The sequence below is a fragment of the Leptolyngbya cf. ectocarpi LEGE 11479 genome (assembly GCF_015207065.1).
Lineage (GTDB): Bacteria > Cyanobacteriota > Cyanobacteriia > Phormidesmidales > Phormidesmidaceae > Leptothoe > Leptothoe ectocarpi.
The window spans coordinates 1-10,424 of the sequence record NZ_JADEXP010000232.1 but is presented as its reverse complement, the minus strand read 5'-3'; the positions used below and the strand labels follow the sequence as shown (position 1 = coordinate 10,424).

Sequence of the window (10,424 nt, the reverse complement as noted above, 5' to 3'; positions counted from 1 at the left end):
GGCACTTTTTGCAACTGAAACTTTGTAATTAGATTGCTGTAAAAAATCATAGAGAAGCTTAATGTTGGAAGGCGTGTCATCAACAATTAAAATCTCACTTTGTTGGGAACTCAACATAATTTAGCGAGGTCCAGAGGAGCACATAATGAAGGTACCTGGAAGGGCTATCAAAGTAAACTTTGCTTTCGGTTGATCTAATGAACTTAGATTTCCCACAAGTTAGCTTGTCCCTAAGCGGGAGATCTACAGTTTAGAGATTTATATGGGGCCTAACCAGTTGGACAATGCCTTCATCATCAAATTCATCGATCAGTTCCAACAATTTATCCACAAACCTTTTATAATCCGGGCTAAGTTCCTTCAGTCGGGCAGCCTCAGTTTGCATATCTGCAATATAGCCCTTTTCAGCGGCTTCATAGAGGGACATCAGAGCTGCCGATGATGGCACAATCATCTCAGCTTCGCTATCGGTTGATACATTTTCAGCTTTTGGCTCGTACTGCCAATCCAGTTGTAAAAACTGCTGAAGCTGTTCGATTAAATCCTGCGCTCGTATAGGTTTCGACAAAAAGCTATTAAATCCGGTGTCAAGCATGGCCTGTCGATCAATGCCAGACAGATGGGCCGAAGCAGCAATGATCGGGATCGATTGAAATTGCGCTAGGCTACGGACCTGTCTGAGGAATTCATAGCCATCTAAGTTAGGCATCAGTAAATCTGTAATGATGAGATCCGGAAAAAACGACTGGGCTTTAGTTAACCCGTCTTGACCATCCTCAGCTTCCAGTACTTTAAATCCAAGCGGCTCTAGAAGATTAACCAGCACAGAGCGATTTTCCCAACGATCGTCCACAACCAAAATTTTTCTACGTTTCCCTCCATAGCCAATCAACTGGCCTAATCCCTGCTGGAGATCGGCCTGTATCCAGTCCTCTGCTAGGGGACAAGAAACTTCAAAATCAAAGACACTGCTCACTCCCAGTTTACTTTCAACCTGGATAGAGCTACCCATAAGCTCTATAATTTTTTGGCTAATGGCAAGACCCAGTCCGGTACCCTCAGTCACATATTTAGTATTGTCTGTCTGCTCAAAGGGCGTAAAGATTTTTTCAATGTCATCGGCATCAATCCCCATACCTGTATCTTCCACAGAAAAGTGGAGTCGCGTCAGTGCAGGATTATCAGGAACGGTTTGAACGCCTACTTTGAGCGTAACGCTGCCTGTTTCAGTAAACTTAACCGCGTTACTAAGGAGGTTTAACAATACCTGACGCAAACGTTTTTCGTCGGCAACGATGCCTGCAGGCAATGTATCGAGGGCCTCAAAAACGAGCGGTAGATTTTTCTGCTCGGCTCGAATATGGCAAATTTCTACGACACCTTGTAAAAAAGAGGGGAAATGAAACGGCTTAGGATTTAATTCCAGTTTTCGAGCCTCAATTTTAGAAATATCTAAAACGTCGTTAATTAGAGTTAAAAGATGATTACCGCATTGAGCAATAGTTGCAATGCCTTGTCGATCTTTGTCGGAACGATTTTTAGGAATTTGTAGAATCTGGGCATACCCTAAAATTGCATTCAGCGGTGTCCTCAGCTCATGGCTCATATTCGCCAAAAACTCGCTTTTTGCATGGTTAGCTGTATCTGCAGCATTCTTAGCTTCTGCTAACTGAGCAGTACGCTCAGAAACTCTAGTTTCCAACGTTTCAAAGGAATCTTTGATCTGTTCTGCCATTTGATTAAATGCAGATGATAACCCTCGTAATTCTCGAATACCTTTGACCTGAAGCGTTTGATCCAGGTCTCCCATAGCAATTGCCTGACTGGCCAAGTTTAATCGTTGAATAGGTGCCGTAATCCAACGTGACGCCAGAATTCCTATCAAAGTTGCAATGGCCAGAGCCGCCATGCACAGCATGATAGTATTGCGGGTATTAGCATTAATGACACCCATAAAGTCAGCTGCGGGAATAACCACTACCACCAGCCAGTCCAATCCGTAGTCATCCTGCCAGGGAGCCACTTGAACAAACTGCAGATCTCCGTCTATTCGAAAATCTAACTGCTGAGTGTTTTGGATATTTTCAAACCCATTAAATTCCGTCTTTAAATAGCGCGCCGTTGCTCGAATTGTTAGATCAGAACTTTCTAAGGCACTAATCCGTCGGGTTTCACCATCGATTACATCGTAAGTTTTAGCTACACTAGAATTGCCCAACAGCAGCCCATTGCGTTCAATCAAGAACGCTTTACCATTAGGACTAATGTCCAGTTCTTTTAGGAAACTACTGATACTGCTTAGGAGCAGATCAACGCTCAGTGCTCCTAAAAGTTTGCCATTACTATCGTAGAGAGGGAATGAAGCCGAGGCCGTCACATAGTCGTCAAATCCTTCTGCAGTGTAAACTTCACCCCAAGTCGGTTTTCCTGCATTGACAGCGTCGATATACCACTGATCTTCTGGAGCGTAGTATTCGTTAGCATCTAACACATCAGTCCGATTGCCTTTGGCATCAGTTCCGTAGTCATAGTCTTTCCCATCCGCCAATGAATGCTCCACAATGGTGACACCCTGACCTTCCAGCCAGCGTCCAGCGCCCACCCCCTCTCCTGACTCTAGATAATAGCCAATAAAATTAATATCTGGATAGGTTTGTGCCTTTTTCCACAAGTGACGACCAGCCCTCTCAAAGTCTTTGATATCAATGTCTCCAGTCTGTAGCGCATCGACAGTGATTGCACCCAGTTCGTGGGGAAGCGATAGATAACTATCTAAATGTTGATCGACTCGACTACTAATTTCGTTGCTCAGACGTAAAACTAGCTCATTAACAGCCCTTTGGCTATTCCTAAAGGACAAGTATCCAACTAACCCTACAGCGGAGAAAATTTGCAAAACAAAAGGGACGACTAGCACAAAGCTTAAAGGCGTCCCATGGGGCGTTTGACGATATTTTCTGTCCATAGCTATAACGTTTCTGAAGCAACACTACAGGAGAATAGATGACGACATATTTTGCCAACTTCTGTAAGGTTATTGGAAAAAACTCGATTCAGCTACACTCGCTATAGTGCCCAGAAAAAAAACGGATAACTACAGACTGCAGAGAGGCGTGCTATCACCTACCCCTCTTTGTATAGATAGACACCTTGAACAACTGATGAGGGTTGAACTGCTAAAGGTTTCATTTGCTTTTAGAAGATTTAACCCCACAGGCGAAGATGGTGTAGAAAAATCCCTGATCTGAGTACTCAGGTAAATCTCTAACCCGAATGTCAAGATTGACAAAGCCATTATCTAAAAAACAGCTCAATACATCCTGAGGATTTAGTTCTGTAGATGGAAAACAGATCTCACCTACTCGATAATAGTGACCAGAGCCGCAGGCGGAGGTAATCAGTGTGCCGCCAGGTTTCACCATACCCATGATGTTACGCATATAAGTACGCCACTCCTTTTTATTGAGGCTAATGCCTTCCGCACAATAGTGGGCAGTCACTAGCGGATAAAAGTTGTGTTTGTCTTCTCCTAAAGGGTATGCCTCTCTTACATCACCTGGTATCACTTGAGTAACTTTTTGACGAACTGTTGATTCCCTCTGCTGGATATCTAATGATGTGGGTGCTTGGTGCCCTTCAAGCTGCAGTACTTTTTGAGTAAACTGCTGCCAATCATAAGCTGATTTATCAGCAGAGAACCATTTCTTGAGTTCGAGTAAATTCGACTCGACATATTCAGAGACATGAATCTCCTGGGCTTTGTCTGCCAACGGTAAAACATGAGAAATGATAGGCCCGCTGCCAAAATCCAATGCAACTGGAACAGGATCAATTCGTTGCAAGGACTCAGTTAAAAACTCTAAACAGTATTTTTCATCAGGCATTATGCCTGAATAATATTCTTGTAAATACTGTTTAGGATCCCAATCAGAATAATCCGAATACTTAACTTCAGCAGTCTGCATAGGTTATCTCCAATGATTTTAACAACGTGTTCGCGTTAGGTTGAGCGTACGACATCAGCCAATGTGGTGCAGATACTTTACTAACAGATGATCATCAACTTTTGGGCACTCAACCTGTGTTCGACTTAAACCTCGCAAAGTATTTTGACAATCAAACATCTGGGTACCAGCCAACCAAACTTCTAACCGTGTTAGGGGTTGTCCCGGCAGGATCTCAGTAACAATTTTAGCTAATGGACTCAGGGCATTTTGACAATTATGGAACGCGTTTAGCCATCGTTCATAGGATACTTGGCTAATAGGATAGCCAAGTTGATTGACGGCTTGAACAAGTTTATACAATGGATAGGGGTTAGGATTCACTAGATGGAAAGCCTGGTTCAAGGATTTTGATTGAAGCGATAGGTGAACTATTGCCTGACTCACGTAATCAACTGGGGTCATATCGATCATCCAGTCCAAATCGGGAGCAGCCTCAAGCTGGATAACACTTTTTAAAAAGCGACACATTAAATCTGTTGTATTACAGATACCCGTTTGGGTATGGCCAGTTACCATGCCTGGCCGATAGATACAAGCTGGAATACCTGCTGCTATCGCCTGGGTGACAAGATATTCTGCTACCCATTTACTTTGGGCATAGCCCCCGGAGATGCCAACTCCTTGAACAATACTATCATTCTCATAAATGATCGATGGCCCCGTTGTTACCAGTGACTCAAACACATCCAAAGTTGAGATATAGTGAACAGGTTTAAGTCTGACATAGCTGGCAAGGGTTAAGATAGACTGGGTGCCAACAACGTTTGCGGCCTTTAATGCCCCAAAGGGATAAAACAAATTAACACTTGCAGCGCTATGATAGATAACATCTATAGTATCAGCAAGGTACTTGAATTTCCCTATATCTAACCCCAAGAGGGGACGGGCTATATTCCCAATCAGGGGTTTAACCCTAGCATAGGGAATATCAATACCTGGAAAATTCTGTTGGAGAGATTGTCGTAACTTTTGATACCCCTCTGTAAGTGTTTGCGCTCGTACCAAACAATAAATTGTGGCCTCTGTTTGTTGTAATAGGTCATGCAATAAAGATATACCAATAAATCCTGTGGCCCCTGTCAATAAAATTGACTTTGGATTTATCCAGTGGGATTCAGGCTGTGGCCAATGCAAGGATACAGAAGGTGAGTCCAAATCGAGGGAGGCTTCAGCCCTTAGCTGAGATAGGGGCATCCACTCTGTAACTGTAGAAGACTGTTGCTGATGGCGCAGCTGTCTGTATAAAGCTGAAATTGTTGGTTGTTTAAAGAAGTCAGTAAAGGAGAGGGTTCCTTCAAAGGACCGCTCAATTTGTGCTACCAGCTGCATCAACCGTAATGAGTCACCGCCTAGCTCAAAAAAGCTGTCATTCACCCCAATTGGTGAAATGTCTAGTACATCTGACCAAATTTCCGCTAGTTTTTCTTCTTGAGCTGTTTGGGGGGCCACAAAGGGAACAGATAGAGCCGACCGAGAAGAATCCGGTACAGGCAACGCTTTGCGGTCAATCTTACCATTGGCGTTAAGAGGAAACGTATCTAACACCACAAACGCTGAGGGCACCATATATTTAGGTAGCTTTTGCGCAGTGTAAGACCGCAGCTGGGCCGCAAGGGTGTGAGCTATTTTGGCCTGGAGCGGATTATTTGCATAGGTAGACCAGGGTTGAATCGATGGTCGCCGCAGATCTAATGGTAGGGATTCAATGCTCCCTAATTTATAGTTAGCAACAGCGGTTTGAGGCTTAAATAGAGCATTGAAAGCGCCCTTGCTTTCTGTACTGGGCCAGCTGATGGTGACGTCGTAAGCTAGTTCAGTAGCAAGCTGTCTGATGTCTTCAGGGTCAACGGCATCACTCCCATCTACGGTTTGTGTTAGATATTTTCTCAAGTCTGCAACATTACCAGCTAGTTTTGCTTGTTTAAGCCCATCGGCAATATTGGCAGATTCTAAAATTCTGACATTGGGAATCCCACTCAAGCCAATTGCTTTCATAGAGGTTTTTTCCAGTATTTGCCGTAGTTTGGCAAGATTAAAGTCTTGTAACTGCCAGTCCGACCAGCTAGTTTCGATAGTTGATTGGGGAGTTGAGCCAACATGCAGAACAACATCATACCGAAACTGGGTCAGTTCGTTATGATACTGACTTTGTTTTAGAAAAATCTGAACCTGACTTATTTTGGGTAGATGTTTTTTCAGAGCTAAGAAAAAAGATGGGTCGATGGTCAGTTCTTCTTCCTGAAATATTCTCTTTTGAACCCGTTGCCAGAGTTCTGTAATGGAGAGTTTATCATCAGCCTTGAATAGCTCTATGGCCGTTGCGAAGGTTTCCTGTAGCTGATAATTTCTGACATCTCCAATAAAAAGGGAACCACCAGGTTTAATGAATCGGACAGCCTGTTCTAGAACCTGTACTAAATAATCGATGCTCGGAAAATATTGTAAAACCGAGTTTAAGATCACCGTGTCATAGGAAGCAGGGGGGATATCTTCAAAGTCATCGGCAGCAGCAGGTTTAAGGGTGACTCGCGATGCAAGAGTTTGGTTCTTTGACAATTGTTTTTTAACATGGTCTAAAGAAACTTCTGAGATATCTGTACCCATGTAGCTTTTGCAGTGGGGTGCTACTTGAAATAACAATAATCCTGTACCACATCCAAGTTCTAAAACTCGTTCCGGCTTCAGATTTAGAATTCGTTCAACTGTGTTATCGAGCCATTCCTGCATTTCATTAGCAGGAAGTAGCTTACCTGTATAACTGCTGATCCAACCACTGATGTTGAATGTATCATCCCAGTCTGTGTTGACTGTATTTAAGTGGTCATCGTTATGAATAACTTGCCATTGTTTGATCTGTTCTTGCTCTAGCTGCTCAAGATCGCAACTCAGGTTGCCTGGCATACAATACTGCAGATGCTTAACCACATAGGCAACTAATCGACTATGGCCAAGGCTATCTTCCTGAGCTACAACAACTGCGGATTGGACGGCAGAATGATTTTCTAGAAGAGTTTCGATTTCTTGCAACTCGACTCGAAACCCTCTAATTTTAATCTGGTGATCTACACGTCCTAAAAATTCTAACTGACCATCCTCGCGATATCGAGCTAAATCACCCGTTTTATACAGTCGAGTCTCTGGTTCATCGTCATCTAAAGCCGTCAGTACAAACCTCTCGGCTGTTAAATCAGGACGATTTAGATAGCCGGTAGCTAGGCTTTTTCCGCTGACATATAACTCCCCTGAATGCCCCACAGGGATAGGAGTCATATGCTCATCTAGTATATGGGTCTGAGCATTGCCTAAGGGTTGCCCAATGGGAACTGTTCCCCCCTCACTCATCTCAACTGCATCAGGGCCTGTCAAATAGCAACACGTTGCCACAACAGTAGTCTCGGTGGGACCATAGGTGTTAACCAGCCGCACCTGAGAATTAACAGACTGTTTCCAAACATTGACCCATTGAGGTAATGCTCGCTCTCCACCAATAATGGTAAGTCTAACGGTTGAGGCTAAAGGGCAGGTCTCCAATGAAGCGCATAGCTGATGCCAAAAGGCTGTTGGTAAATCCAAAACGGTTAGCTGTAATGTCTCACACACCTTTAGAAAGTCTGGAATTGACTTCAGCATATCCTGGGTACGAAGCACCAGCGTTGCCCCTTGGGTCAGCGTTAGAAAGATCTCCTCGACGGCGGCGTCAAAACTGATTGAGGCAAACTGTAATACGCGGTCGGCTGCGACAATACCATACGCTTGGTTGGCTGCAGACACAAAATTCGCTAGAGCTGTCTGTCCAACCATTACCCCCTTAGGTTCACCGGTTGAGCCAGAGGTGTAGATAACATAAGCCAGTGAATCTACGGTTGGCAAAGCTTCCAGATTATGAACAGGTTGCTGCGCAATGACAGGCCAGTCAGTATCTACACAAATGTTTTTTGCCGTATGGACTGGAATCACCGAAACCAACGAGTGTTGCGTCAGCAAACATGCAACTTGACAGTCTTTCAGAATCCAGTCAAGACGCTCTGCAGGATAGTTAGGATCTATAGGAACATAGGCCCCACCCGCTTTTAAGATGGCTAAGATGCCTACAATCATCTCAAAAGAGTGATCAAGACATAGGCCAACCAACACGTCTGGTCCCACACCTTGCTCACGCAAATAATGGGCCAGCTGATTGGCATGAGTATTTAGGGTCTGATAGCTCCAGCACTGTCCCATAAACTCAACTGCTGGGGCTGTGGGCTGTCTCTTAGCCTGAGTTTCAAATAAACGACAGACAGATGCTGAATCAGCATCTGCAACTGCTAGGAGTCGATGCCTAAAGTCTGTAAAAACCATGTTGTTTCTTAAATACTGATGTTAGGTCGGCCAGTGTATCCCCTAAAACCACGATTAGGGGTGTTGTATTTCCGGCGTTGCTGATCTTTGGTATGATTCCATCTGCAATTTATCTGGCAACAGCACTGTTGCCAGATAAATTCATCCTCTATAGCAAAGCAGCAATGGCAGATCTCAGGTATGGGAACTCAGGTCTAGATGATCTCACCACAAAATGAGACCCTCATCTAACAGGGAAGGGAACGAGCATCTGGGATTAACACTTGTTATTAGTGTGCTAACCACGATGCTTGATGATTGCGCTTATGTTGCAAGCGAAGTGATTTCTAAGTGCCCTATCGCACTAAAAATATTGCACGCTTACACAAGCAAACAGATTATTCAGAAGACTGAAAGACTGATCCCTCAAGCTTGAGAAATCGCATAAACTCTCTCAACTCTTAATCAGAAGGTTTTAGTACCCATAAACTCAAAACTCAAAAAATGTGTTATCTCAGACCAAACGTTGACATGCATTAGCTATCAATACAGCGCTACTCTGTATTGACTGTCTGACTGTAGTAAAAACTATCAGCCAGAAATTATCCGAAATAACAGAGATTTTAACCAAAAAGCCATATTTTCTAGCTTATTTGATATTTCTGTTTTACGCTTTATCTTCCCTTAAGAAAAACCGTATTCCGGTCTTTTTTCAGTATAAAAAGGCACATTAAATCCAATGAATGCTTTTTTTTCTTCTCTGAATCAGAAAAAATATCCTTGTTTCCCAAAGGCTACGCTGTCATTCTCCATATGTGCATACTGAGGTTTTTGTCTGTAAATTAACTCGTCGTATCATACGGACTTTCAGAGGAGGCAAGGTTGACACGCCGGGCAATTAACTGCTGAAATCGCTTCGTTAGTATGACAGCTGCCGCGATTTGTCCTAGGGTGAGACACCACCACAAACCGATGCCATGCCAGCCAAGCCGGTGACCGAGCATATAGCCTAGGCCAATACCAATACCCCAGTGAGCAAACACATCTACAGTCGCCAGCAGGTGCGTATCTTTTAGGCCTTGCAGCGTTCCTGCACTAATTAACCGTATACCCTGGGCAATTTGAAATACTACACCCACTTTAAACAAAGTGACAGCAAGGTTAACTGTTGTTGCATTCTCGGATAGATTCACATCCAGATAAAAGCCTGCAATGGTTTGGGGCAATACCCATAGCGGTATCGCTAATATGACGACCAAGACTAGATTCATGAGGAGATTGACATGGGCGACCCGCCGCGCTGCCCGTGGTGCACCGGCCCCAATTTTATGGCCCGTCCGCATGGCAGCCGTATAGGCAAAGCCCCAGGAAAACATCAGCAGTAGCTCTGTGGTGGTCATGACAATGCGGTGGGCGGCCAGCATTTCTGTGCTCCACACACCCATGAGTAAAGCCGCTGCGGTTAAGGCGCCCATCTCTGTGCCGTAGTCTATGCATAGGGGCAAACCTAGATGAATGATTTCGGTCAGGATGTTGCGATCGCACCGCCACCACCGCCGTAACAACTGCAGCTGCCGCAAAGCTGGAGACAGCCTCAACACCAGCACCGCTATTCCAAAGATCAGCCAAAACACCAGAGTACTCGCCCACCCAATCCCCGCCAGCTCTAGCCTGGGCAATCCCCATTGACCATAGATCAGTCCGTAGTTGAGACCAATATTGAGAGGAATACTCAGCCCCATCAGCCCCATTACCAATCGCGGTCGAGAGAGAGCCGTCAAAACCTCCTTAAAAACAAACATCCCCAGGGCCGCAGGCAACCCCCACACAATCCCATGCAAATAGGCCATTGCCCCATCAACAATGACTGTCTGCTGACCCAGTAACCGAAAAATCCTATCCAGATGCCAAATCAACACCATAGTCGGCACCGAAATGCCAAAACTCAGCCACAGCCCCTGCACATTGATGCGACTCACCTGGTGCGGCTCCTGAGCACCGTGAGCCTCAGCCGCAATCGCCCCCGTCATTTCCAGCAGACCGGTACAGAGCGACAGCAGCATCCAAAATGCCGTTGCCCCCAGGCCCCCTGCCGCC

4 protein-coding genes are annotated in these 10,424 nt (G+C 44.8%); all 4 read right to left on the bottom strand.

Annotated elements, in window-relative coordinates; translation table 11 throughout:
- Window positions 1-250: 250 nt before the first annotated feature.
- A complete protein-coding gene (locus tag IQ260_RS20735) occupies window positions 251-2,965 on the bottom strand; it encodes an ATP-binding protein (protein ID WP_193995000.1) in 2,715 nt (904 codons plus the stop codon).
- Between the two features lie 220 nt (window positions 2,966-3,185).
- The gene (gntF, locus tag IQ260_RS20730; RefSeq protein ID WP_193994999.1) at window positions 3,186-3,965 is read right to left on the bottom strand and encodes a guanitoxin biosynthesis pre-guanitoxin forming N-methyltransferase GntF; all 780 of its coding nucleotides are present in this window, start codon (window positions 3,963-3,965) and stop codon (window positions 3,186-3,188) included.
- 54 nt (window positions 3,966-4,019) lie between these two features.
- Window positions 4,020-8,348, bottom strand: coding sequence for an amino acid adenylation domain-containing protein (locus IQ260_RS20725; RefSeq protein ID WP_193994998.1), 4,329 nt, complete (start codon window positions 8,346-8,348; stop codon window positions 4,020-4,022).
- Between the two features lie 821 nt (window positions 8,349-9,169).
- A partial coding sequence (locus IQ260_RS20720; protein ID WP_193994997.1) for an MATE family efflux transporter occupies window positions 9,170-10,424 on the bottom strand: 1,255 nt, incomplete at its 5' end.

Coding starts and splice junctions, on each gene's coding strand:
- IQ260_RS20735 (WP_193995000.1), bottom strand. CDS start 2,965: ATGGACAGAAAATATCGTCAAACGCCCCATGGGACGCCTTTAAGCTTT.
- gntF (WP_193994999.1), bottom strand. CDS start 3,965: ATGCAGACTGCTGAAGTTAAGTATTCGGATTATTCTGATTGGGATCCT.
- IQ260_RS20725 (WP_193994998.1), bottom strand. CDS start 8,348: ATGGTTTTTACAGACTTTAGGCATCGACTCCTAGCAGTTGCAGATGCT.